Source organism: Polaromonas sp. UC242_47 (assembly GCF_044452385.1).
In the GTDB taxonomy this organism is placed as follows: domain Bacteria; phylum Pseudomonadota; class Gammaproteobacteria; order Burkholderiales; family Burkholderiaceae_C; genus Polaromonas.
Genome location: NZ_JBIOAO010000001.1, coordinates 3,715,335 through 3,739,838, shown reverse-complemented (window position 1 = coordinate 3,739,838; position 24,504 = coordinate 3,715,335). Strand labels below are relative to the sequence as shown.

The 24,504-nt window shown below is 59.1% G+C and carries 23 protein-coding genes and 1 other RNA gene; 10 read left to right on the top strand and 14 right to left on the bottom strand.

What is annotated here, in order from left to right:
* Positions 1-68: 68 nt before the first annotated feature.
* Positions 69-396: RNase P RNA component class A (gene rnpB / locus ACHMXK_RS18105), an RNA gene on the top strand.
* 73 nt (positions 397-469) lie between these two features.
* On the opposite strand, the gene ACHMXK_RS18100 is transcribed toward rnpB, so the two are convergent.
* Both ACHMXK_RS18100 and ACHMXK_RS18095 read right to left on the bottom strand, forming a co-directional pair.
* A complete protein-coding gene (locus ACHMXK_RS18100; RefSeq protein ID WP_397441906.1) occupies positions 470-991 on the bottom strand; it encodes a DUF2127 domain-containing protein in 522 nt (173 codons plus the stop codon).
* 14 nt (positions 992-1,005) lie between these two features.
* Positions 1,006-2,655 carry an MBL fold metallo-hydrolase gene (locus ACHMXK_RS18095; RefSeq protein ID WP_397441905.1) on the bottom strand — a complete coding sequence of 550 codons (1,650 nt, stop codon included), beginning with the start codon at positions 2,653-2,655 and terminating at the stop codon, positions 1,006-1,008.
* Between the two features lie 135 nt (positions 2,656-2,790).
* Here ACHMXK_RS18095 and ACHMXK_RS18090 point away from each other — a divergent pair, with 135 nt between their 5' ends.
* From ACHMXK_RS18090 to ACHMXK_RS18070, 5 genes are all read left to right on the top strand, one after another.
* A complete protein-coding gene (locus ACHMXK_RS18090) occupies positions 2,791-3,768 on the top strand; it encodes a tripartite tricarboxylate transporter substrate binding protein (RefSeq protein ID WP_397441904.1) in 978 nt (325 codons plus the stop codon).
* 4 nt (positions 3,769-3,772) lie between these two features.
* Positions 3,773-4,036: a hypothetical protein gene (locus ACHMXK_RS18085; RefSeq protein ID WP_397441903.1), complete on the top strand. Its 264-nt coding sequence runs from the start codon at positions 3,773-3,775 to the stop codon at positions 4,034-4,036.
* Between the two features lie 86 nt (positions 4,037-4,122).
* Positions 4,123-4,533: a hypothetical protein gene (locus ACHMXK_RS18080; protein WP_397441902.1), complete on the top strand. Its 411-nt coding sequence runs from the start codon at positions 4,123-4,125 to the stop codon at positions 4,531-4,533.
* Positions 4,534-4,609: 76 nt separating this feature from the next.
* A complete protein-coding gene (locus ACHMXK_RS18075) occupies positions 4,610-4,900 on the top strand; it encodes a hypothetical protein (RefSeq protein ID WP_397441901.1) in 291 nt (96 codons plus the stop codon).
* Between the two features lie 498 nt (positions 4,901-5,398).
* Entirely contained in the window at positions 5,399-5,704 is a 306-nt protein-coding gene (locus ACHMXK_RS18070) for a hypothetical protein (protein WP_397441900.1), read from the top strand.
* A gap of 1,355 nt (positions 5,705-7,059) precedes the next feature.
* Here the strand turns inward: ACHMXK_RS18070 and ACHMXK_RS18065 are convergent.
* On the bottom strand, positions 7,060-7,977 hold the full coding sequence (locus ACHMXK_RS18065) for a GNAT family N-acetyltransferase (RefSeq protein ID WP_397441899.1): 918 nt from the start codon (positions 7,975-7,977) through the stop codon (positions 7,060-7,062).
* A 116-nt stretch (positions 7,978-8,093) separates the two neighbouring features.
* Complete coding sequence (locus ACHMXK_RS18060) at positions 8,094-8,567, bottom strand: ASCH domain-containing protein (protein WP_397441898.1); 474 nt, start codon at positions 8,565-8,567, stop codon at positions 8,094-8,096.
* A gap of 776 nt (positions 8,568-9,343) precedes the next feature.
* Between ACHMXK_RS18060 and ACHMXK_RS18055 the strand changes: the two genes are divergently transcribed.
* On the top strand, positions 9,344-9,601 hold the full coding sequence (locus tag ACHMXK_RS18055; RefSeq protein WP_397441897.1) for an SWIB/MDM2 domain-containing protein: 258 nt from the start codon (positions 9,344-9,346) through the stop codon (positions 9,599-9,601).
* Between the two features lie 375 nt (positions 9,602-9,976).
* Here the strand turns inward: ACHMXK_RS18055 and ACHMXK_RS18050 are convergent, their stop codons facing one another.
* A complete protein-coding gene (locus tag ACHMXK_RS18050; RefSeq protein WP_397441896.1) occupies positions 9,977-10,588 on the bottom strand; it encodes a hypothetical protein in 612 nt (203 codons plus the stop codon).
* 611 nt (positions 10,589-11,199) lie between these two features.
* Positions 11,200-13,566, bottom strand: a complete 2,367-nt coding sequence (locus tag ACHMXK_RS18045) for a DNA polymerase II (protein ID WP_397441895.1) — start codon at positions 13,564-13,566, stop codon at positions 11,200-11,202.
* 291 nt (positions 13,567-13,857) lie between these two features.
* Here ACHMXK_RS18045 and ACHMXK_RS18040 point away from each other — a divergent pair, with 291 nt between their 5' ends.
* The gene (locus tag ACHMXK_RS18040) at positions 13,858-14,481 is read left to right on the top strand and encodes a tyrosine-type recombinase/integrase (protein WP_397441893.1); all 624 of its coding nucleotides are present in this window, start codon (positions 13,858-13,860) and stop codon (positions 14,479-14,481) included.
* Between the two features lie 172 nt (positions 14,482-14,653).
* On the opposite strand, the gene ACHMXK_RS18035 is transcribed toward ACHMXK_RS18040, so the two are convergent.
* The 3 genes from ACHMXK_RS18035 to ACHMXK_RS18025 form a co-directional block, all read right to left on the bottom strand.
* A complete protein-coding gene (locus ACHMXK_RS18035; RefSeq protein ID WP_397441892.1) occupies positions 14,654-15,676 on the bottom strand; it encodes a tripartite tricarboxylate transporter substrate binding protein in 1,023 nt (340 codons plus the stop codon).
* A gap of 67 nt (positions 15,677-15,743) precedes the next feature.
* Positions 15,744-16,994: a CaiB/BaiF CoA transferase family protein gene (locus ACHMXK_RS18030; protein WP_397441891.1), complete on the bottom strand. Its 1,251-nt coding sequence runs from the start codon at positions 16,992-16,994 to the stop codon at positions 15,744-15,746.
* 8 nt (positions 16,995-17,002) lie between these two features.
* Positions 17,003-17,782: an enoyl-CoA hydratase-related protein gene (locus tag ACHMXK_RS18025; RefSeq protein WP_397441890.1), complete on the bottom strand. Its 780-nt coding sequence runs from the start codon at positions 17,780-17,782 to the stop codon at positions 17,003-17,005.
* A 118-nt stretch (positions 17,783-17,900) separates the two neighbouring features.
* Here ACHMXK_RS18025 and ACHMXK_RS18020 point away from each other — a divergent pair, with 118 nt between their 5' ends.
* A complete protein-coding gene (locus ACHMXK_RS18020) occupies positions 17,901-18,839 on the top strand; it encodes a LysR substrate-binding domain-containing protein (protein WP_397441889.1) in 939 nt (312 codons plus the stop codon).
* 391 nt (positions 18,840-19,230) lie between these two features.
* Positions 19,231-19,389: a hypothetical protein gene (locus ACHMXK_RS18015; protein WP_397441888.1), complete on the top strand. Its 159-nt coding sequence runs from the start codon at positions 19,231-19,233 to the stop codon at positions 19,387-19,389.
* Between the two features lie 82 nt (positions 19,390-19,471).
* On the opposite strand, the gene ACHMXK_RS18010 is transcribed toward ACHMXK_RS18015, so the two are convergent.
* The 5 genes from ACHMXK_RS18010 to ACHMXK_RS17990 form a co-directional block, all read right to left on the bottom strand.
* Positions 19,472-20,398 (bottom strand): hypothetical protein, encoded by a 927-nt coding sequence (locus tag ACHMXK_RS18010; RefSeq protein WP_397441887.1) that lies wholly within the window; start codon positions 20,396-20,398, stop codon positions 19,472-19,474.
* Positions 20,399-21,517: 1,119 nt separating this feature from the next.
* Positions 21,518-22,396: an N-acetylmuramoyl-L-alanine amidase gene (locus tag ACHMXK_RS18005; protein ID WP_397441886.1), complete on the bottom strand. Its 879-nt coding sequence runs from the start codon at positions 22,394-22,396 to the stop codon at positions 21,518-21,520.
* 161 nt (positions 22,397-22,557) lie between these two features.
* Positions 22,558-23,427 carry a hypothetical protein gene (locus tag ACHMXK_RS18000; RefSeq protein WP_397441885.1) on the bottom strand — a complete coding sequence of 290 codons (870 nt, stop codon included), beginning with the start codon at positions 23,425-23,427 and terminating at the stop codon, positions 22,558-22,560.
* Positions 23,428-23,476: 49 nt separating this feature from the next.
* Positions 23,477-23,899: a hypothetical protein gene (locus ACHMXK_RS17995; RefSeq protein ID WP_397441884.1), complete on the bottom strand. Its 423-nt coding sequence runs from the start codon at positions 23,897-23,899 to the stop codon at positions 23,477-23,479.
* A gap of 79 nt (positions 23,900-23,978) precedes the next feature.
* Positions 23,979-24,353 (bottom strand): hypothetical protein, encoded by a 375-nt coding sequence (locus ACHMXK_RS17990; RefSeq protein ID WP_397441883.1) that lies wholly within the window; start codon positions 24,351-24,353, stop codon positions 23,979-23,981.
* Positions 24,354-24,504 lie beyond the last annotated feature (151 nt).

The window sequence follows — 24,504 nt, the reverse complement described above, 5'->3', positions numbered from 1 at the left end:
TCGTGATTTGCTATTGAATTGATAGCTGATAAAAGGCCTTGCGAAAAAACGCGGATAATCGGACCCGTGAAGCCTGCCAGACCGCCGCTGGTGCAATTCCCGAAAGGGAGCACTGGAGGAACGTCCGGACTGCACAGGACAGCGTAGGAGGTAACACCTCTCCACCGTGAGGTGAGGATCAGAGCAACAGAGACGAGCCGGTTAAGTCCGGGTGAAACGGGCAATCTCTACGCGCAGCAATACCAAGTAGGCCAGCGTTGATGTGGTTCCGCAGAGCTGGCGGGTAGGTAGCACCGAGCCGGGTGGGCGACCCCCGGCCCAGATTAATGGCGGTCACACCGGGTCATCGCAAGATGGCCAGGCGCACAAAATCCGGCTTATCGGCGGGCTTCACACTTTATTCAAACGGCGTCAAAGCAGGCACGGTGATCGTCAGGTGCGGTCCGCCAGCCCCCTCGGGGGCCGTGCATTACACGGCGTGCAAAGCGTGGGGGCCTTTCTTCATTCGTTGCCAGAGCTGAAACGCTAAAAAACCCACCACCACGATATTCGCCAGCAACACGCCGGCGTTGATCAAGGTGGGTTTGTGCAGCAGGTGCGCAATTTCGAGCGGGATATACAAGGCCCCGGACAAGGCGCCCAGCCATTCGGCCCAGACTTTTTCCCGCCACAGCCCATAGCCCTCCAGCAGGCGCACGCTGATATAGGCCAAGGCCACCGGGGCGAGGGTGCGCAAATTGATCGCGCCCAGCAGGTCGGCGTAATGCAGCAACAGGGCCGGGTAGCGAGTGTTCGGGTCGAGGTGAAAGTGCCACAACAGTGCCGTCGCGAGCTGGTGCACGTCGCGGTGCAACAAACCCAGCAGGCCAATGCCAGCCGCCAGCGCCGCCAGGCCTTTGAAGGCTTCAAACAGCGCAATGACCCGCAGCGCGCGTCGCCGCGCGGTCGGGTGCGGCAAATGAAGCGTCTGGGCTTGGGCGGATGGAGGCATCAGAGCTTCGCCGTTTAGTTGGAGAGACCTTGAAGCGCCTGCACCCGTTCCACATGCGCCAGCAGCGAACGTTTGGCGACCGGCCAGATGCGGGGGTCGACGTCGTCATAGGCCAGCGCGACCCAGTCGTCCATCGAGCCCTGCGGCTGAGCCTGCATCACGCCGATGATCTTGGCCTCACGTTTGAGGCGGTGAGCCTTGAGCTGGGCAATCGCGGTTTTTGCCTCGCCGATCACATAACCGTGGGCCGGCGCGATGAACGCGATACCGTGTTCGTCGCAGGCCTGGCTCAACCGGTCCAGCGAGTCCAGGTAGTCATTCATGTTGCCATCGGGCGGGTCGATCACCGTGGTGCTGCCGTTGAGGATGTGGTCGCCGCTGAACAGCAGGCCATCTTCCACCAGCACCAGGCACAGGTGGTTGGCGGCGTGGCCGGGCGTGTGTATTACCTTCAGGGTATGCATCATTTCGCCCTCTAGCCCTTGACCCGTCAGCGCAAGCAGCTCCTGATTTTGTAGCGAGCGGTCCGGCGTGAAAGCACTGGCGGCGCGCGCCGTGGGTGCGGACGGCAGGCCCAGGATGGGCGGTCGGCCGGCACACATGGCTTGCAGCGGTTTGGCGCCGGGGGAGTGGTCGGGGTGTGAGTGGGTGCACACAATCTGGCGGATGTCGCCGCCCGCGGCGCGCCACAGGCGGGCCAGGTGATCGGCATCGGCCGGACCCGGATCGATGGCGATGTAACCCGTCGTCGGGTCGCCCACCAGGTAGCTGTTGGTGCCCGGCCCGGTCATCACGCCGGGGTTGGGCGCGGTCAGGCGCATGACGTTTTTCAGCAGGGACACAGGCTGTGTGGTCTGCCAGTCCAGCGTGTGCACCATCTGGCCGTCGGGGCTGGTCAGGGCCAGTTCGCCAAAGGGTGATTCGTGTTCCATGTAACGCGCCTCGGCGCCGGCCAGAAAACCGGCACGCGGGCACGAAGTCCAGAGCGGCTGTTCGCTCGCGCAGGCCTGCAGCACCGTATCCACGGTCTTGAAGTGTTGCAGGCGCTGCAGGGTGCGTATGGTCGGGAAGATGATAAAAAAGCTGCCCGCCTCATGCCGCGCCAGCGCATCGGCCGGCCGCACCCAGACCGGCTCGAACTGCTCGGCTTCGTCGGCCACCGGCTCCTGGCCCTCGGGCATACGTGCAACCAGGAAGGGCACGTCGAAGCGGCGCGGCAGGTCGCGGTCGGTGATCCAGTGCGCGAGCACAAACACCTGGTCGCCGGCCAGTGTGAGGCCGCGTGTCTGGCATTGCGCGGCAAACGGGGCTTTGCGGTCCAAAGCGGCAATGTCGGCGGTGCTGGCATAACTGCCGTCGGCATGGCGGGCCAGCAACACGCCCAGCTCTTCAAAACTTTCGCGGATGGCGGCGATGGCCTGTGTCAAATGCAAATCGCTTTGGCTGGGCCGGCGCGTGGACTTGGTATGCGCGGCGGCATCGGCCGCATCGATGCCGCCGCCCGGGAACACATAGGCGCCGGGCGCAAAACTCGCCGTCATGGAGCGCCGTGTCATCAGCACTTCAATGCCTTGCGCGCTGTCGCGCAACAGCAGCACGGTGGCGGCGGGGCGGGTGGGCGCGGGTTCGCGCTGCGGATAAAGGAGTTGGGAGGGTCTGACCATGGCCTGATTTTGCGCGAAACCGATACAAGCCGCTGTCGCGCAAAGCGATGGGTAGCATGCTAAGTGTTAACCGCAATGGTGTGCCGGCGGCGGGATGCCGATACTGGCGGCCACTTTGTTCGCAGGACTTGAGCCATGAAACACTGGATTTTTAGAGCCACCTTGCATGTGGCCGCAGCCGCCTTGTGCGCCACCTCCCTGAGCGCTATGGCACAAGCCTGGCCGGCCAAACAGCCGATCAAATTTGTCGCGGTGTTTCCGCCCGGCGGCTCGGTCGATCAGGTCGCACGCATTTTGGCGCAGCCGTTGTCGCAGCAACTGGGCCAGAACATCATTGTCGAGAACAAGGGCGGCGCGTCGGGCGCCATAGGCACGGCGGCGGTGGCGGCAGCACCGGCCGACGGCTACACCTTTGCGGTGGTCTTCGACACCCACGGCGTCAACCCCAGCCTGATCCCCGGCCTGCCGTTTGACACGCGCAAGGACCTGGCGCCGGTGGCGTTGATAGGCACCTCGGCCATGGTGCTGGCGACTTTTTCAGGCTCGGAGTACAAAACGTTTGCCGATGTGGTGGCCGCCGCCAAAGCCAAAAAGAATGTGAGCTACGGCAGCATAGGCTCCGGCAGCCTGGGCCACCTGGCGATGGCGCTGCTGAGCAAAAGCGGCAATGTCGACTGGCAACATGTGCCCTACAAAGGTGGCGGCCCGCTGATGACAGACGCCGTAGCCGGCCATGTGCCGCTGTCCATCGCCTCGGTGTTTGTGACCAAACCCCACATCGACAGTGGTCGCATGCGACCGCTGGCCGTGACAACCAGCCAGCGCTCGCCGGATTTGCCCAACGTGCCGACCATGGCCGAAAGCGGATTTGCCGGTTTTGACGCCCCGGCCTGGTGGGCCATCCTGGCGCCGGCCAAAACGCCGCCCGAGGTGCTCAAACGCATGAACGAGGAAGTCAACAAGGCGCTGAAAAATCCCGAGATCGCCAAAAAACTCAGCGCCCAGGGCATAGGCATCGTAGGCGGCTCGCCGGAGTCGGCCCGTGTCTTTATCGACAAACAAATCGACACCTGGGCCAAGGTGGTGAAGGACAACGGGATCAAGGCGGATTGATCGCGTGTTGCAAGTGAAAAAGGAGAAGGGGCCTGCGAGCTCCTTTCTGTGTCATTGCGAGCTTTGCGTGGTGCGCCAAGGCAATGGTTTTCTTTCTGAGAAAAACGATCGCGATGCACCTTCGATGGGCTGCATTCGGCCACAACCGGCCATTCACGAATTCCCCACAAAGCTGCCGCTCACCCCAGTTTTCGGGTTGACGCCCCGTGGCGCGAAAGCTACGATGCTGCGGGGTTTCTCGCTATTTTTAATAGAGCAAATTATTTAAGTGGGATAGGCGTCAATGCCAGTTTTTGTGCCTAAAGTTGTCACGTTATACCGCAGTACTTTGCGGCCTATATTACGTTGGGCGTCATGAAGTTCAGAGTCGCGCTACTTGCTCTCGAATCGCTTGCCCTTGGCGGTGCCAGCACTGCCGCGGTGGTCTACGGCTTCCCCGTTATGTTCGGCCTCGGAATCGCCACGCTCATGCAGGCTCCCGCAACTGGAAGTCTCGGACTACTGCAACTTGCAGGGTGCGCTTGGGCCGTCGTCGAGTTCTGGCACCTCGCCGTCAAGACCACGCTATCGCTTCCCTATTCGTTCGGCCTACGGTTTTGGCTCGGTGTTTTTGGTGCAACGGTTGGTCTAGTGGGCTTCTACGGTACCATGCCGCTGGCCGCCGTGAGCCTATTCATCGGACTGCCGGCTCTTGGCGCTGCGCACTTTTCGTTCTTGCAATTGCGTATGCGCAGCCGTCAAACACCGTCGCGCGTGGCCACGTGACGCCCAACCCTTCCATCGAGCGGACTGTTTCCGGGCTGCGCCCTCCAGCAGCCGCTCATGTCAAACGTTAAAAGTCATGTTCGCCATTCGAGCCATCGCATTCTCGTGGGGACTTATCGCTTGCATCGTCATTGCCTATTACGGAGTCCAGTGGTGGAGCAGCGTACCGTCGGACCCGCGGCGCGCCGAGTTATTGGTTGGCACGTCTATGGGGTTGGTTTACGGATCTCCAGCTTGGTTTTTCCTGCCTTTGCTCGCTTGGCTTGGCCGCAAGGAACTCTCCGCACGTATTCAGCGCATGTTGCTTTTGCCGCTGGGTGTCGCAGTCTTGCTTACTGCCATCCTCGCAGTAAAGGGCGGCGCATGATTTTTAACTGGTCGTTCGTGTGGGACGGCTTCGCCGCCCCACAACTTCGACGTTAAAACTAATCAAAGCGCTGTTCGATGCATCCGACTGAGTTTGTCCTAGTGTTCGCATGGCTCGTTTTTTTGCCCGTCGTGATCGGCTTAGCATTGTTGCGGCTATGGCACTCAAGTGGGCCAAAGCCACGAACGCGACGTTTCTGGGTCACGGCTGTCATGTTCATTTTCATCACGGCAGCTATCGCTTTTGCGTTTGTGGTGGCTGGGTCGTCATGGCTTGGGCACTACATTGGCGTCCAAGACGTTGTTATTTTTGGCTTCAGTACCATGTGGGCTCCGTTCGCTTATGTTGCCGCTGCACTCGCGCTGCCACTGGCAGGATGGCTGAACCACAGAGGAACCTCGCCATGAGTCTTAACCTTTCGGCCCAGACGGACACACAGCGGCAGGTTGCCGCTGCGCGGCAGTTGCTGCGTGCCGCTGGCCTCCAACGTTAAACCGCATGTACCCAGTTCCTGCATTGGCTCAACAACTTGAAATCGAATGGGCCTCAGAACTCGCCGCCTTTTTTGGAAGAAGCGTAGAAGATATTGGGCAGCGAATTCGCCCATGGTTCGCATTCCCTGGTGGGACGCTTCGTATAGAGTTGATGGATGGGTCAGCAGTGCAGTTCAATCACGCGATATACATTGCAAGTGAAGCGAAGAAGGCCATCGGCGTCTTTACCGAGCATTGCGGTAATCATATTTACCCCTACCACGAAGCAAAGGTATATCGCGATGGAGCATTGGTCTATGAGCAGGTTTAACAGGTTGCTCGGCGCGGACACACAGCAAAGAGAGGCCGCTTCGCGGCCATTGCTGTGTTCCGGGCAGCGCCAACGTTATCCGTCGTGAGGCTGACGACCGGGTCGCAGCGCGCCTGGCTGGTTGCTGGTGCATTTGGAGCCTTCATTGGATTTAGTCTGCTCGCCTCGTGGTTGCTCCCTTCCTTCGAGCAAAAATGTTCGACCCAATGCAAGCCGCGCGGACTGGAGGGCCATATGGTCTATATCTATCCGGCAACAATGACTGCAGGCTCACGACCCGGCCCAAGAGAGTGCAAGTGCTTCACTCCAGGGACCTATCCCCCATACCCACGGTAAACATGAGAGTTAGGCCGTGCAACAACCAGAACTCATATGCCCTGCACCTATTGCAAGACAGTCAACACACTTTGCTTTTGGGGTCCCATGCCGGAGAGATCATGGAAGCGCCTGGTACTCCTTGGACTTGCCATTTTGGGGATCTGTGGGTTCAGCGCTCTCCTGTGGCGCGCATGGACCGACGCCAACATTGCATTGGCCGTAATGTCGGTTCTGCTGGTGATGATGTCCATCTTGGGTGTTGCCGTTGCACTGAAAGGCTGCAACGCGTGTGTTGCTCGTCTATTCGGTAGCGCCTGATCCACTGGAACGGGCTGCCCAGCATCGCTATGCTTAGTCATCTGCAAGCAAGATCAAAGCCGCGCAGTGCGGTGGCCCGGCCTAACCGGTCGTCCGAGCTGACAGCCCTCGGCGAGCCTCGGTCTGCAGCTCAACTTCAACGTTGGGTGACTGCTTTTCTAGAGCATAGATGACCGCTTTGGGCCCAAAGCAGTCCTTGAGTCAACTCCTATGCAGACTCTCGGTTTATCCAATTTGGGCAAGTATCGGCATCTTGTGATAGGCCGTGTCGCCTGTAAAAACCACAGCTCAATGTGGCGCCTAGGTCAGCAAGAATGTCTAATGTCTCTCTAGTGAAGTGCCCACCCTCTTGCTCCTCTGAGTCAAGAATCCACATTGCGATGTCGATTTGAAAAAACTCGGGAGCAACCACACGTTTTACGGATGCCAAATGTTCAGCGCCCCCCACGCTCTGTAACAAGGCAGGAATCATCTCGTCCAAACGAGCAGAATCCTCAAAGTTTATCGACCAACAAGCTGCAGACTTAGTGAAGGGCGTCTGCCCTGGACGCCGAGAGGAACCTCTGGCCACTAACAACGAGGCGGGTGAGCCAATTAATGACTCCACCTCTTCAGGGAGACATGCAAAATCTCGAAAAGATAACGTCGCTATGAATTTTGGTTGCATTAAAAGTCTGCTCAGGTAGACAGGTACCGGCTGGTGGTCGATTGGCGCCGTGCTACCTATCCACCGGCTTTCGCAGGACCATGTTGCGCTGAACGACGCAAAAGCCGCAGCTTTCGTAAAGTCGAGCGGCATCGTGTGCATTGTCGGCATCCACGCCCAGCACGGATTCGTTCATGCCAGCGTCGCGTTGTGCATGTAGGGCCCTCGCGATGAGCGCGCGCGCCAAGCCACGCCGGCGCCATGGCGCGCCGACGCTGATGAATTCTGTCTCGCCGCGCCGGCGGTTCTGCGTCGTGTTCTGCTCTTCGTTGATGAAGGGCTTCACCTGCCCGGCCACGCGACCGCTCTCGATATGCCATGCGACCTGCCACAAATGCGGCTGGAAGGTCGGCAGCGTCGTCCAGCGCTCGAAGTCGCCTGGCTTGGGCGGTGCGACGCCCCAGTGCCCCTGCAACGCTTCCATGTGGGCGTCGAAGATTCGGCGCAAATGATCTGAATGCACCGGACGCACCTCAAAGCCTTCGGGCAGGGGGACGTCGGGTATGTCGTCGAGCGCGGGCCGCTCCATGAGCATGAAATGGCGAGCGGGAACGTAACCGGCACGGCGCAGCATTGCTACGCGCCCGACTTCGCCCTCGGTCACAAAGACGTGATGCACGGACACACCGCCTTGGTCCCTCGCAAACTCGCGCTGTCGTGTTTCCACCCAGCGCAGCAGTTCGGTGCCAATGCCGCGACGCCGGAAGGCCGGATGGACGAAGCCGACCTGGGCCTGAGCCAGCCAGCCGTTTTCGTCGGTCCAGTGCGAGGTGCGCACGTATCCCACCAACTGGCTGTCGAGCTCGGCCATCACGATGTCGCCTAGCGGGTCGAAGTCAGTGAACCGGGCGTAATCTCGACGTATGTGTTCCGGCGTGCGAATCCAGCCCATCTTGTCAGCCAAGAACACTGCGTTGGCCACGTCCGCCATCGCCGGTAAAGCATCGCAATCGAAGGCCTGGTGGAACTTCTTTATTCATCGCCGCAAATGTCCGCTCCTGGCCGGTTCAAGCCGGTGGGTGTGCACCTTGCTGCAACGTGCTCCCTTCAAGCATTGGCTCGAAAGACTACATTGAAGCGCTCGCACGCAACAGGCATGGTCATGCTCGGTTCTCGGCCCAGACGCGCGCACTCGCGGCCGAAGTACGCCCAGTGCACCCGGCGCCAGTACTCCAAGGACCCATCTCCTTCACCCTCGACTGCCGCGAACTCCGCTGTGACTTGCTCGAACGGCAACACCTTGACCTCCAGCGTTTCGATGACACAGGCGGGCCTTCCATCCCAGTAAGTTACAACACTGAGGGCGCCGGGTTTTGGCGGTGAACCGCGAGCGCTCTCAAAAGACCAGAGGAGCCCCGCGGTGGCCCGCTTGACGCCTGCAAGCACGAGGCCGGCAAGCTCGTCGGCGGTGGCCTCGTTGTCATCGAAGTGGAATGCCTCGAAGAACCGGTCGGAGCAATCATGTCCAACGTCGGCTGAGAAAGCGTCCCAGAACACTGCGATGTTTGAAGGAATGCTCATGTTCGCCTTGGGCAGCTATGGCAGTTGTTTGGAAGCTCGGTGCCGAAGTCCGGTCTTGGCCGACAGTCGCCGACTGGATAACAAGCATTCTGCCAGGGCTTTGGGCCCGAAGCAGCCGCTCGCTGCTACATGGAGTGCTACGGCTTTCCCATTGAATAGTAGGCATCTCGCGCCGTCGTAAGAGGGGCCAAGACAGCTATTAGCTCATTCGCGAGGCGCCGCGGTAGTTCCCAAGACGGGTGGCGCATATCTGCAAGCGACTCAGCAGCAGTCGGACCACCGCTCCGGGCCTCCGGCGGAACTAACCTTACGCTGTCCCGAAGTCTCTTGACTGCGCCCTTCTGCTCTGTGGTTAATTGCTCCAGCGGGTCATTAACTAGCCCAGTCGGCTGCAGCAAGAAGTAGAAGAGTTCCCCCGCAACTAGGTAATTTCCTTGGTCCGTGCAGCAGTCCTCGGGACTCATCGCAAGAGAACGAGCGTGCCCCGCGTACCAGTCGAAATCCATATAGAACGACTCTAATGCGGTTGGTTCTTCTGGCGACGAGGTTGTCATGGGCATCTCAATGAATGGCCGCTCCTGGCCGTTTTCGTCATGGTAACTCCTGCTGGACTGGGCCCGTTGCTGTCCTTGGATTCTGCGGAAAGCAGTCATCGAAAACCCTGCCGCTCTGGACAACAAGCCTGACCCCGCATTCTCGGTGCTAGGCGGTGCCAGGCGGTTACAGAGGGATTGGAAGCGCACCCTAGAATGGTGGTTTCAAATGATGAGCCTTAGATGACCACTCCCAAGAAGCAAACCGCATTCAACCGTGCCCTCACTCCCAGCGCCGAGCTGGCCGCTGTGATTGGTGCAACGCCTCAACCCCGCACCGAAGTTGTGAAGCTCATGTGGGAGTACATCAAGGCCAATAACCTGCAAAACCCGAAGAACAAGCGAAACATCTTGGCGGATGCCAAGCTCAAGGCCGTCTTCGGAAAGGATGAAGTCACCATGTTCGAGATGACCGGGCTGGTGGGCAAGCACCTGAGCTAACCGGACACCACGGGGCCCTCGACAAACATCGATACCAGGAGCGCTTCGAGCGTTCCGGGCACGGCGAGCTTAAGGGCAGCTCGTACTTCCATCGCCAGGGTCAGACTCGAATTACAAACGGGCATCTACCGCCTCCCGGCGAGTGCCATGTCTTGCAGGCAACGTCCGCTAGTGGCCGGGAGGCGCCGGTCCGCCCCGAATGCGTACATTCGGCACTAAGACGGCCGGGGCTCATACAAGTCAGAGGCGTGGGTCCGCCGCCCGAGGTCGTCAAGGACCACGTCCGTTCGTAAGGAGGGTCGCAAAGCCGATTACGACTTTCGGAAGAGGTGACTCGGCGCCGTTCGAGTCGACCGGAGAGCCGTCGGCGCGGAGCTAGTTGCGTGGCACCTGCTGAACGCAACGGGCCAATCGAGCGTCACCACCCCATGCTTCATACGCGGCCTTTGCCTTCGCCGTAGTAGCGTCCTCGTTGTGGCTATCAAATCTCTCCGCTGTATCCTTGAAAAAGACCCAAAGTACATCTGGCGCGTCAACTTGGCCTACAAAACGCTCAGTGCGTGTCACGTCGTCCTTCAGCGGGAAGCCTGCTGCAAGCCGAGCCAGCGCGACGCTACCCTCGCCGATACGCGGACCAGCGTCACCAACAACGAAAGGCACGGCAATGCGCTTCTTGATGTTGTACGCGACGCCGAACGTCCCCATAGTCACTCCTTGCGCGATAAGACTGCGTGGCGCGACTGCAGCTGCAATCCGAAGCGGGTTGACGTAGCGTGACTGCTCCGATTCGTCAGCCACCGAACGGTCGGCCAGCGTGGTAGGCGACACGTAGAAACCGGAGCCGTCCTTCTGGAGTATGGGCACGACGGCATCAATCTTCCGGCCTTTTACCTTGACTGAACCTTGCCCGAGGATGCCGTACCAGTTCACGACTCCGACCGACGGATTGTTCCAACCGGCTGCACCGATACGGCCCACGTCTTGCATGAAGCGCCCGGTACACGTCGCGTTGCTCTCAGACCCGTCGTAGGAGTTGCCGTCCGGCAGATACACCCGCCCAGCATTGCACAGGTGGATTAGGGCGCCTGCCTCGGCGTTGCGTGGGTGATAGGCGGCGCATAGCCATCAATGTTGATGTTTAGCTTAGCGAACGCGGCGATTCCCCCATCGGTGAGCTGCCAAGTTCGACGGACGCCGCCAAGGCCCAGGGCCAATGTGCCATCGCAGTCGGCAGCCAACGCCGGGACCAGCAACGTCGCCAGTAACATTCCGACGGCAGCGCCCGGGCGAAGTAAATTCCGACCGTGAACTCTCATAGCGCCACCTCTTGCCAAGTTGCTGGAGCCGCGATGCTACGCCAATGTGAGCGAATCGGCAATTGCTCGAGGCAGGCTCAACTCTGGTCGCCGCGCTTGAGCAGCGCCCTCGGAGCCATAGCGAACATCTCTGAGTGTCGCACCGGAGGTTCAACTCAGGGCTTATCAGTCTGGCCGGATGAAGTCGAGAATGTCCGCTTCTGGCCGACTGTAGCCTAAGCCGCTCTGGCGCAGCGGGCCCCGAGGGGGACCGCGTAGTATCCAACCAAGCCGACTCCCCTCTTAAAACAGGTCTTGCTGGGAAGTGGTCAACGCCATAAAGCTCTCGCCGAAGGGGAAAAGAATGGCATCCGCAATCGGCTGAAGTTGCTTGGACAGATAGTGCTCATAGTCGATGCCGGACTGGCGTACCTCCAACGGCTCCGGCCCGCCCCTGGTCATGACGTATTGAATCCACCCGCCGTTCTGGTACTGCTTGGGCCGACCGACTGCCGCGTTGTGCTCGTCGGCAATCCGCGCAGCGCGGACTTGCGGCGGGACGTTGACCTCGTAGGCATCGAGGCGATGGCGCAACCGCTTGCGGTAGATGAGCAGGTCATCCTTGTCACCAGCCAGCGTCGACTGCGCATAGTCAGTGACGAAGGCGCGGTGCGGCTCATCATGGAAGATGCGCGTCAGCAAGCCTTCTTGAAACTGGCGAGCTAACGGGGTCCAGTCACTGCGGGCCATCTCTAGGCCGCGATAAACCATCTCCTCTTGTCCATTTGCAGCCACGCTCAGGCCCGCATAACGCTTTTTGCTGCCCACTTCCGACCCCCGGATGGTTGGCATGAAGAATTTCTTGTAGTGGGTGTCAAGCTCGATTTCCAGGAAGTTCTCCAGACCCTGCTCCTCGCGCAGCGTACGGGTCCACCAGGCGTTGATGTTTCGCACCAGCTTCGCGGCAACGGCATGCGCTTCGCCATCCGTATGGGCTCGCTTGAGCCAGATGAAGATGGAGTCGGTATCGCCATAAATGGTTTCATACCCTCTGTCCTCCACGAACGCCCGGGTAAGCTTCATCATTTCGTGCCCACGCAAGGTCACAGCGGAAACCAGTTTGGGGTTGAAAAACCGGCTTTCAGTGGCGCCCAGCACCCCGGCAAAGGAGTTCATGAGCAGCTTCAGGGCCTGCGACAAAGGCTCGTTCTTGACCCGCTTGGCTTCATCGCGGGCCTTTGAAAGAGCCGTCACGATTTCCGGCAGGCAGTGCCTCTCACGTGAGAACACGGTCTCCTGGGGCCCGGAAACGCCCATCGCTGCGTCGGCCAGATTCATGCCTTCCGCAAGACCCACAGGGTCAACGAGGAAGGTCCGGATAATCGATGGGTACAGGCTCTTGTAGTCCAGCACCACGACTGAGTCGTAGAACCCGGGCTTCGAGTCCATGACATAGCCACCAGGGAACGCTTTGGTCTCTATCTCGCCCACGTTGGGCGCGACGTAGCCTTGGCGGTGCATCCGCGGCAGGTAGTGGTGGCTGAATGCAGCGATGGAGCCGCCGAAGTGGTCGGCCTGCAGGCCTGTGGTTTGGGCCCGCTCCATGACGAACTGCAACAGCTTGGCTTTCTCGAAGATGCGCAGAACCAACTCGCAATCGCGGATGTTGTAGACGGCCAGGGCTGGTTTGTCCTCCTGATACCGACGCTCAATCTCGGCCATCTTGTCGTAAGCGTCCCCGATGGCCTTGCCCTCGCCCAACAGCGTCTGCGAGACATTCTCCAAACTGAAGGAAGGAAAACTCCACACCGCTGCCTTCAGTGCATCGATGCCGTCGATGACCAGTCGGCCAGGTGTGGGCGCGAAAAGGTAGCCTTGCTTGCCCGGATGGGTACGCCACTGGATGGGTTGGCGGCCTCGGCCCAGCAGGAGCCTCACACCGCAATCGTCAGCCGTCTTTTGAAGCACCCGTAGGTCGAACTGAATCACGTTCCAGCCGAGGATGACGTCAGGGTCGTTCCGTTCGAACCAGGCGTTGAGGTTCTCGACCATTGCCTTACGTGTCGGGCAGTAGATGAGCGCGAAATCCAAAGGTTCACCCACCTCAGTCGGCGGCTCACCGAGGATGAACACGACGCGTTCTGCCATCCCGTCCAACGCAACCGAATACAACGCCTCGTGCTGGCTGGTCTCGATGTCCAGCGACACGACCTTCAGCACCGGCCGATAGTCGGATGCGGGCTTGAGTCTGCAGTCAACGATTGTCGAGCCTTCAGCGCGGCCTCCTTCGATGAGGACACCAGCGGTGATGAACCGCTCCATCAAGTAGCGGTCGTGGGGGCGCACATCGGCTTCTAACAGCGGAATCTTCAGCGACTGAAGGGTGCGGGCTAGTTTCCCAAGTTGCCGAAAATGCGTCGCGTAGACACCGATGACCGGTTCCTGATGGAAGGTCCGCAACTCAAGCGGGCGGAGCTGCATACGAGGAAAGGCACCGAGCTGCGCCTCGACCGCTTCCCGATGCCGTGCCGGGACGAAGGCTACCGAGGTCTGAGCGGCGATAACCACCTTCTTCGGCCCGGCTTCTGTCGCCAGCCAGAACTCGATTTCTGTGCCAGCCGGAGCATCCCGCCAATGGCGGGTGAGGATGAAGCCCTTGAATTCGGTCACGGAAACTTTGAGTCGGGTCCTTGGGCGCGGCGCCCGGTGCAGGCTATAGGGTGATTGGGTTCTCTTTCGCAAGAGTTGCCGCCTTAGCTCAGTGTACTGTACAAAACAACAGCATTAACTAGCGCGTATGCCGACATCCCGTCTAGGTGCGGCCATGAGGAACCATTGGCGCAAACCGCCCAATGTTCAGCTTCTACGGGCCGCGCGGTGGCGCAATGCCAGTTGAACCAACATAACTCGTTCCTCTTTTCGATGCATCGTCGGTGGCCCTCAACTTGATGGGAGTCCATCATGGAATCCGTTGCCAACACAGTTCATCGCGAGCCATGGAACAAGAGCAAGATCGTCGGCCAGAAGGCTCCGTTCAAACTCAAAGACATCTGGGCGATTCGAGTTCGCCTGCAAATGCAAAGCCGCGCGCGCGAACTTGCTCTCTTCAACCTGGGAGTCGACAGCAAGCTGCGCGGTTGTGACCTCGTCAGCCTCAAGGTCCGGGACATCTGCCACGGCGACCAGGTGGCAACGCGCGCCGTGGTGATGCAGCGCAAGACCCAACGCCCAGTGCAGTTCGAAATCACGTTGGCGACCCGTGAAGCCGTACAGAAGTGGATCAAACAAGCGGGGTTGAAGTCCGAGGATTTCCTGTTCCGCAGCCGTATTCACGACTCGCCACACCTGGGAACGCGGCAGTACGCCCGAATCCTCAAGGGCTGGGTCGAGGAACTTGGACTTGATACCGCAGACTATGGCACGCACTCGATGCGGCGCACTAAGGTGACGTTGATCTATCGGCGCACAAAGAATCTGCGCGCCGTGCAGCTTCTACTTGGGCATTCCAAGCTGGAGTCGACGGTACGGTATCTCGGCATCGAGGTCGACGACGCTTTGGAGATCTCCGAACAGACTGAAATCTGATCGAAGAGTAGTACAGGCCGCCCGATAGTCGACGCTGAAAAGCCAATCGGGCGGCCCAATCCGTTTCGCCTTCGCCTGAACGCGGCGAGAACGCCAAGGTCGTTCAGCGTATTGGAAAAATTAAGGTGGCGTGTCCCTTTTTTTGGAAACGCTCATCCGGGTGATGGTGACGTCAGTCTGCCCGCAGCTTCGCACTCTGTATCAGCGCCCGTGACGACAAGAACTCTTCATCCAGGCTTTTTTGGAAGGACGTCGTGGTGCCGCCTACCGGGTTGGTGCCCATGGCCTCGAGCTTGAGCTTGAACTCGGGGTCTTTGAGTACCTTGTTGATTTCTGAGTTGAGGCGGCTGACGATGCCGGGGGGCGTGGCTTTGGGCGCGAGGATGCCGAGCCAGGTCAGGTGGCTGTAGGGCGTGGCGGACGGGCCCAAGATTTCTGCGGCTGTCGGCACGTCAGGCAGGCTGGGCCAGCGCTCGGCCGATGTCACGGCCAGGGCTTTCAGCTTGCCGGATTTGATGTTTGGCATGGCGGCCGCCAGGGTTGACGACACCAGCGGGATCTGGCCACCCAGTGCGTCGGCAAGGGACGGGCCTGAGCCCTTGTAGGGCACATGAATCAGGTTGATCTGGGTTTCGCGCTGGAACAGCTCAAAAGCGATGTGGCTGGGCAGGCCAATGCCGGGGCCGCCGTAGGCGATGGTGCCGGGCGCAGCCTTGGCTTTGGTGATAAGTTCGCGCAGGGTGGTGAAAGGTGCGTTGGTGGCGGCCACAAAGACGGACGGGCCGCGTGTGAGTTCAATGACGGGCGCGAAGTCTTCAAGCTTGTAGGGCGGCTTGGCAAAGAGCGAGACGTTGATAGTGTGGTTGTTGCCCGTCAGCAGCAGGGTGTAGCCGTCAGGCGCTGCGCGGGATACAACTTCAGCGGCGATGTTGCCGCCGCCGCCGCCCTTGTTCTCGATGACAAAAGGCTGGCCCATCACCTTGCCCAAGCGTTCACCGACCATGCGTGCCACCGCGTCTGCACTTCCGCCAGCGCCTGAAGGAACAACGATGCGTATAGGCTGCTCAGGCCAGGCGGCGTGCGCTGGCGCTGCCAGGCCCAAGGCTGCGGTCGCGAGCACAGTGGCGAACCAGCGGCGAGCTGGCCATGCAATAGACGTGCTTGTGATACGTGTCGTGAAAAGTGTTGTCATCATGCTTGTCTCCGTTTTAATTATTTGTTTTTTGTCAGGGTAGCGGTGAACAGATCAAGTAGTAAGTCGATCAGGCGTCGATCACCTCTGTGGCTTCACGATGCACATGAACCGCATTGGCCTGCACCATGTCCTCGATGTCGCTGTCCTTGTAGCCCAGTTCGCGCATGACTTCGGCCGTGTGTTCGCCGTACTGGGGCGCGCCGCGCCGTGTCACGCCGTTGCCGTGCGAGAACTTGATCGGCAGGCCCAGCGCATCAATCTCGCCGGCGATGGGGTGATCGACCTGGATCACCATGTCGCGGGCCAGTGTCTGCGGGTCTTGAAGCACCTGCTTCATGTTTTTCACCGGGCCTGCGGGCACGCCGGCCTTTTCAAAGGAATTGACCCAATGGTCGGTGTCATTCGTTTTGGTGACGGCCGACATGGTATCGACCAGCGCTTCGCGATTGGCCATGCGCGCGCCGTTGGTGATAAAGCGTTCGTCGGTCAGCAACGAGGGCAGTCCCAGCACCTGGGCCACGCCGCTCCACGTGGCTTGGCTCATGGCGCCGATGTTGAGCCAGCCGTCACGGGTCTGAAAGGCCTGGTAGGGCGCTGCCAGTGGATGAGCCGAGCCCATGGGGCCGGGCGACTGGCCGGTGGCAAACACCAGCGCGGCCTGCCAATAGGTGTGAATCAGTGAAGCCTCCAGCAGCGAGGTGTCGACGTACTGGCCTTCACCGGAACGCAGGCGCTCGATATAGGCGGCCAGCACGCCGGTGGCGGCCAGGATGCCGGCGGTGACGTCGCCCACCGGCACGCCCACCTTGACAGGCGGGCGGCCCGGGCCTTCGCCGGTCAGGCCCATCAGGCCCGACATGCCTTGCGAGATCAAATCGTAGCCTGCGCGTTGCGCATAGGGGCCGGTCAGGCCAAAGCCGGTGATCTTGCAATAGACCAGGCCTGGGTTGGTGACACGCAGCACGTCGTAACCCAGGCCCAGCTTTTCCATGGTGCCGGGACGGTAGTTTTCGACCACGATGTCAGCCTTGTCGATCAGGCGTTTGATGAGGGCCAGGCCACCAGCGCTTTTGAGGTTGACCGCGATGCCGCGCTTGTTGCGGTTCAGGATCATGAAGGACGAGGACTCGCCCTTGATTTGCGGCGGCGTGGTGCGGCGAGTGTCGTCGCCGCCGGGCAGCTTTTCCACCTTGATGACCTCGGCGCCCATGTCGGCCAGCATCAGCCCGCCGACGGGGCCGGCCATCACGTGGGCCAGCTCGACCACTCGCAGGCCCGCCAACGGGCCCTTCATTTTTGTTGCATTGAAATCAGCCATGTCGTGGGTTACTTTCCGGAGAAAACAGGGGTGCGTTTGGTGATGAAGGCCTGATAGCCTTCGACAAAATCAGAGGTGTCAAAGCAGGCATAGCCTTCATCGAGCTCAGCTTCAGTCAGTGGCTCGGGCCGGCGTAGGCGGGCGGTAAATTTCTTGTGCCAGCGTGCCGACAGGGGCGCACCGGCGACGATGCGGTTGACCGTTTTTTTGAGCTCTTCATCAAATCCGGCAACGGTGACAACACGGCTGACGATGCCCTTGACATAGGCTTCGGCCGCATCGATCACGCGGCCTTCGAGCACCAGCTCCAGCGCGGTAACCGGACCGGCCACGCGGATCAGGTTGGCCAACTCAGGGTAAGCCAGCACCGCGCCAAGTTTGCCGATGGGCACGCCGAAACGGCCATCGTCGCTGGTCAAGCGCACGTCACAGCCGGCGGCCAGCTCCAGCCCGCCGCCCACGCACACACCGCGTATGGCAGCGACGGTCGGAATGGGGCAGTCGCGCACGGCGTGCATGGCGCGGTGGCCGTGCTTGCCGAAGGCGATGCCCTGCGCCTTGGTGGCGCGGATGGTTTCGAATTCATCAATGTCGGCGCCGCTGCCGAAGGCCGTGGTGCCGGCGCCCCGCAACACGATGCAGCGCAGGTCGGTTTCGGTGGAAAGCTGCTCAAGCGCGTCGCCCATGGCGATCCACATGGCCTGGCTCATGGCGTTGCGTTTAGCTTCACTGTTGATCGTGATGGTGGCCACGCCGGCTTCGCGTGACACAATAATATTTCCGCTCATGGCACTCATCCTTGTGTTGTGGGCCCAGTCTAGGCAGAGTCGGCTGCTGTGAAAAATACTGATTTCGGCTACCGCCATACGCCGCCGATATGCCGGGATAACCCTTAAAGGCAAACTCTTGGAACTACGTCAGCTCAAGTACTTCGCGCGCATTGTTGACCTGGGCAGCATCACGCGAGCCTCGCAGTCGCTGCATGTGGCGCAGCCCGCGCTGAGCCTGCAGGTTTCCAAGCTGGAAGAAGAACTGGGCGTGCAGCTGCTGACACGCAGCGTGCGCGGCGTGATCGCCACCGAAGCCGGCGCGGCGGTATACCGCCATGCGCAGGCCATCCTGCGGCAGATCGACGCGACGCAGTTGATCGCCGCGCAGGCCGATGGCGGCCCCGCCGGCCCGGTGACCATTGGCCTGCCCTGGACCGTAACTGCCGTCATCGGCCTGGCCCTGCTGAAGGAAGTCACCACGACGCTGCCGTCCGTGCGACTGGAAGTGGTGGAAGGGCCGAGTTCTGTGCTGGCGCAAATGCTGGCGGAGGGCAAACTGGACCTGGCCGTGGTGTTTGACAACATGATCGACGGCGGGCTGCTGATGAAACCCGTGGTGTACGAGCCGCTGCTGTTTGTGGGCGCTTACCAGTCGCTGGCTGGGCTGCGTGACTGCACGCTGGCCGACGCAGTGCAAAAGCCATGGCTGATGCTGAGTCGGCCTAACGGCATTCGGGAGGCGATTGAACGCGTGCTGGCCGAGCAGGACCTCAAGTCCCGCGTGGTGGCCGAAATCAACGCGCCCCGCCTGTTGATTGAAGCGGTGGTCGCGGGCATCGGCTTCTCCATCCTGCCCTCATGCGCGATGGATGAGCATTTGCGCACCGGCAAGCTCGATGCCATACCGCTGGAAGGTGGAAGCCTGGGCCGCACGGTCTATCTGAGCAACTCGCGTGTATTCGCGCAGACCCGCGCATCGGAATACGTTTACGTCATCGTGGAGCGGCTGATGCGTGAAGCGGTGCGCGAGGGACGATGGAACGCGAAGTGGATCGGGATGGACGGCACGTCGTGAAGGTCTGGAACGATCACTGAGGCAAAGTCGCCTCGTGTGATATTTCGGGGCTTGTGGCATGCCTTGAAAGATTTCCACAAAGCCTGCCGGATACAGTGACTGACAGACACCGGTGCCTTGCCTGCTTGCTGATCATGTCGAACGCCATTCGAGGGCCGCTTTCCTGGTGACTATGGACGGAGCCTGATGGACCGCTTTGGGTTGTCAAGAGCCGGTTATGAACGACTGCGGTCCGGTCCGCGAGTGGGTTGCAGGTAAGCCGGCACCGACAATCGGTAGCAAACAGGCTAGGTGCAGCCATTCCCATGGTGCAGACCAACGTCCGGTTTAGACTGACTCCTGACTTCCAATTATTCAAATTGGTTGCCCGATATCGGACATTGACGACCACATGTCGTCGGTTGGCAAGGATCTGAAAAGCAACTCTGTCACGGTCAGCATGGATGAAGTTAGGAAACTTGCTCAACTAGTGGAAGAAACGGTGAAATTTATAGACAAACAAGTCAAAGATGGATTGCTTGAGGATGATGAGCATGTGGGTACGGGCTGAGATTGCAAGGCTGTAGCTTGCGAGGAGAAACAGCTTAACCTTGTGTTGCGAATTTTCGGTTCACCAGGTCTATTCCGGCTGTCTACGGTGTGAATTTCTTGACGCAGGCCTCCAGGTTCGTAGCCAGCGGAATAAACTTGGCCCCAGCCGCGTTGGCCTGTGCTTGCTTCAAAGCAGCGTTGGCCTGCGCAAGAGCATCGAGTTCAGTTTTCAGCTCTGCATCTGTCTTCTTCACCACCGCTCCTCCCGTTTGCGTCTTTTCGGTTTTGACCTTGGTAAGGGCAAGCTCATGTGCATTGGTCGCTTGGGCAAGAAGGTTGGCTGAATTTGTGGCTGCATGCTCGGCCTGGACTGCATCTTTTGCGTATTGCTTTGCAAATCTTGAAAAATCGTCGTTGGTCGGCATTGACGGACCTTGAGCGAGGACGGCGAGCCGATACCTAGTGATTGCGCTGTCGACCTGTTCTATGCTGTCGCGAATGGCCGTGGCCGCCTTGTCAGCCCCGCCCTCAGTAGCGCCGATCGCAATTAGTCGATCTGCTTCACTGACAAAGAAGAACTCCTTTTGAAGGCACTGAAACATGTCCTCCGCTTTGAGGTGCGTTGCCTTGGTGGTCGCTGGTTTGTAAAACGAGTCCATCGACAAGCCCACCATGGCAACGGCCAATCCGGTGTTCAGAAGACCAGCTTTTGAAGCGAGCTGGCCGAGTGCTGCTGCCCCGCCCCCAGTCGCAGTTGTTTCCTTGTAACTCCAATCCTGTTTGTCCTTGTTGTCGGACTCAGATCTGACGCCAGCATACAGGGTATCAAAGGATGCTTTAACAGTATCGAGCGTCACCGGATCTCGGCCGGCTGTAGTCTTCACTGTGGACACAAATGAAGTCCGCGCGGCGGGGGGCACATTGGGCTTGAGATTGTCACTGGCGGGGAATGAGCTGCACCCACTCAATGCCATGGCCGCGAGGACGGCCATGGCCGCGGGGATGTGGTTGGGCAGTAATTTTTGCATTTTTAGTCTCGCTGGGTTCTATGAAATATTCAGATGCATCAGAACAACCACACTACCAAAGCTGAGGCTGTCCGCGTGCGCGGATTGGCGTCTCTGTTGGCCATCGAACGCAAAAACCGGGGTGCATACACCGCATTGGGTGTTGGACTGAAGCAGCCGGGATGGTCGCATCCATCCCCTGATGCGAGTTGAACGTGAAGACGCTGCAACCTGCCAGGCCGATTGTGTGTGGTTTTCCAGCGAATCAACCAGGACGTGATATTTCACTTCTGATCCGTACGAGCTGGGGTTGCGATACCAGCTGGCGTCACGATGCGCTGCGCGTAGATCACTCATGTGGTCCTCCCGTTTTTTTATCAGCCTGCGGCCAGCGTTCGGTGGCCAGAAATTTGAAACCACCCGAGCATATGAGAGATGAAGTTAATACGCGGCGGAATTTACTACGTGTTTTCCCGCGCCAGCCGTTGAGCACCTTCTACTTAATTGCGAAATACTCGGCCAGAGCAGCTCGCCGGCATTCTGCAGTGACACGTATCTCGTGACGCGAAAACCCGTAAGGGGCATCCATATCATTAACATAGGGGCGGGTTGCAGGGGTTGGTGCCGGCATGTTCAAGGCCCCACACACGAGCGCCCGAGCAACGGATAACCGTGCAAACCTGCCGTGACTCTCTGCGGCGTCAAGCAAATATGCCTCGGGATCTCTGGCGCATCCAAAACCTTCGAACTCCATCTTTGAAAGGTGCGGGGGTCTCGCTACGCGACGACTCGGTTATCCATCAAGACAATCGCTTCGCCGACGAGTTCATGGGCCTGGTTAATTCTCGGATTCTTCAACAGGACGCCATCAGCGCTGAGCTGATAGCCATTAGCGTAGACGGAGGTCTTCACGTTGCTGCCAATCGCCCAGGCGAATTTCGGGCCGATTGCAACGACGACATCCGAATGGCTCGGTACCTCGGTGTTCTTCGATGCTTTGAGATAAGCGTCGTAGGTCGCTGGTGTCTCTCGCCAGCTGCCGATGATGTCGCCAACTTGAGGCTTACCCGAGGCGAACGGGCGCCACGGACCGCGCGCGCTGCGCGATCCATAAGCTACGGTGAGTTTCTCTGGAAGAAGTTAATAACGATTGCCCGTGTACCGAGCATCCCAGGCCTCGGGAATCGTCCGTCCATTACCCACGGTGAATGCCGCGCCTCCGTCCGAAAGCCCTAACGTGTTTTGGGCCCACAGGCCTACGGTCTGCCAGATCAGCGAGCCCGGATCAGACTGTCGGTCCTTGCTGGACTGGCGGTGTGGATGAATGTGGGTCACCCTTCCTCCATTGGCTGCTACTGCGTTCACGATCCACTGCACGATTGTCATGGCAGCTTCAGCCTGCGCAGTGGGAAAATTCATGGGTTGCCTCGGAGTGGACAGGTTTTTGGGTTGCCACAGCGTTTCGGGTCGCCCTTCGATGCCTGCATACCATCCATCTATCTCGATACCAACACTGGGCCGGTTGAGGCCGTTGGCGTGGTTGCAAACCTCGGTCAGGTCATAAAGTTGAATGATCTTGCCGGCGCGGGTGATGCCGAAGTGAATGGGCACGCCATGCCACGAAGCGGGCTTTTCGCCAATTTTGGTCGCCGTCTGATGCAGGACCACCGCCGTGATCTTCGGCCAGGGCCGGTACGGCATGGATACCGAGCGTCCTGAATGCGGGTGATTGTGGCGCTCGTCGATGATGTTCGCGGTAGATCCACCCTGGGCTAAAGCCGCGAAGGCCTTGTCTAAGGCTGCGGTGCCGGCGGGTGTGATGGATTTGGGGCGCTCATCCGTAGGTGCACGCAGGCCCTGTGATACAAGGAAGGTCCCGTAGGCGAACAGGGTCTCATCGCCCAACTCACCGTCGGCACCGAAGCGCGGTAGGCCATACCCCAATGCAATTAGCTGCTGCTGCGCAATGGTGACGTATGGATCTCTGGAGCCTTTTTTCAGAGGGTTCTGAATTGGCATGATGTGCTCCTTGCGGTTGATGGATAACAGATGCCCAGCCGTCAGTAGAGAACCGCCTAATGCCTGAATTCACGGACTTCCGAGGGCTATCCCGTGGAGTGATGTCAGGCGTCACACGAGCTAAATGAGGGCGAATATGGTCATACTCTCAGCGCAGTTTTTCAGATATTTTTCTCTATAAAGGCCGCGAATGGTGTAGCCACCTTTTTGTACCCTGAGGACGTCATGTGAATTTCATTTTGGAAGTCATTGCTGACACGCTTAGATCCAGGTGGCGCAGGAACGACTCCGATGGCGGGGTCTTGCGAGTCAAACACAAAGATGCGTTCTGCTGAATTGGCCAAACTGAGTAATAGGGTTTTCAGGCGCATGAACAGGGCATCCGCCACGGATTGCCGAACTTTGGGCGGCACCTGGTATTTGCTTAGAGCAGTAAATAACCATGGTCCGACCGGAAACAAAGCATTACCAGCGGGCGAATTGCGCACGGTGATGCGGGAATAGGTATGCAGAAACAGCGCGGCCTTTGAATTGACGCCGTTGTTTCTGCGTTTCACGAGGTCAGCAAAGTTGGCGCGCAGGTAAACCTCGAACGCCTGCCAGCCGCCACCCGAAATGTAGTTGTCAGCTGTCGCGTTCCTCGGTACTTCATTCGGGCGCAGCAAGACACGTTTGCTTTGATCCGTTTCAGCTGGGTCTACCAAGCAAGCGTCAATCAGGTCATTGCCCCCTGCCGACAACAACAATGCGTCCCAGTAATAGCCCAAATATGGCGCATCCAGTAAGCGAGTAAAGTTGTTGTCGTGCCACATTTGATGCATACGCGACAGCGTATCGCCTTGACGCGCGCAGTTAATGACAAGGTTGTTTTTTTTGAACTCGTGACTCATTGCAGAAAGCAGATTGCTGGTTGCCCAAGGCGGGTTTTCTCCAATGGAAAACCAGGAATCACCCTCGGCAAGGAACTTGTACTTGAACCCATTCAGGTCGAGATCAGGTATGTCCCATGGTTGTTTTATTGAAAGCGTCATCGAGTTCACCCTTGAGAAAGTTGAAAGGATTAAGGCGCGGGAAAAATGGTTAGCCTCCGACTGGGGGCTTTTCGTCGACCCCGGAAACTGTCGGAGGTATTACTGGACCGACCTTACTCAGCACCACTTGCCAGAAGAAGCCATTCTGGAAGGCCACAAGATTGAGTGCGAAGGAGATCTCTTGATGCTGGTCCTTCCAAATAGACCATATGCCAAAAAAAACGATTGGAGAGACTAAGACGGGGAGAAGCAAGTTTGGTAAACGAATATCCGCCAAGCTCTTGCCGGACTTAAAAAGATCCCAAAGATAGTTCGAAACCATCCCCAGAATCATCCATCCAGCCATGTGGCTGCCGAAGATGATGGTCTTGTAGCTCTCCCGCAGTAATTTCGGCTGATCATCTATGACAACGACCAACGCGCCGGTAACAACAAAGATCAAAACGAACAGCGTCGCTAGAAATTTTGGCATTCCACTCTCCTGCGGGAGTTGCTACGGAGTATTCACTTGGAAGGGCTGCGCATCGCACCGACCATGCGAACAATGAGGCTCATGGTTGACCTGGCGTCGATCGGGTGATAACGATGGGCGACTCGATGAGGTCCGGGTACGGCTCATCTGCCGCGGGGACGAAGCGCGGGCCACTGCCAGGGAAGGCACGCAAGCGCCAGCTCCGGCCACTCTGCGTCTGGGTCTTGATGCCCGGACCGACCTTCCAGCGTGTGCACACCTTGTCGATCTTTAGCGGGTAGATCGTCAAGCGATCCGCCTCGAAGCGCATGCGTAGAAAGCATTTGAAGTCCGCGATGCGCTGCGACGAAAACACCTCCTCGCCGTGCAAGCCCCAGGCGGCGTTGGTGGCGACCATCCAGACGCCGAACAGCAGCCCACCAAGCACACTGAATATTGGCGTCAATTCCGACAAACATTCGCATGGCAAACCCGGCATGCAGTGGCATTTCAAATCCGACACGCAGTGGCATTACCCGCCAGTAGGCCGAAGCATCAACCCCGTCTCCAGGGGTACGCACCAGTGGTGGAGCGAAAATCTGGGTGCATGCCATCAGCGCTAAGAT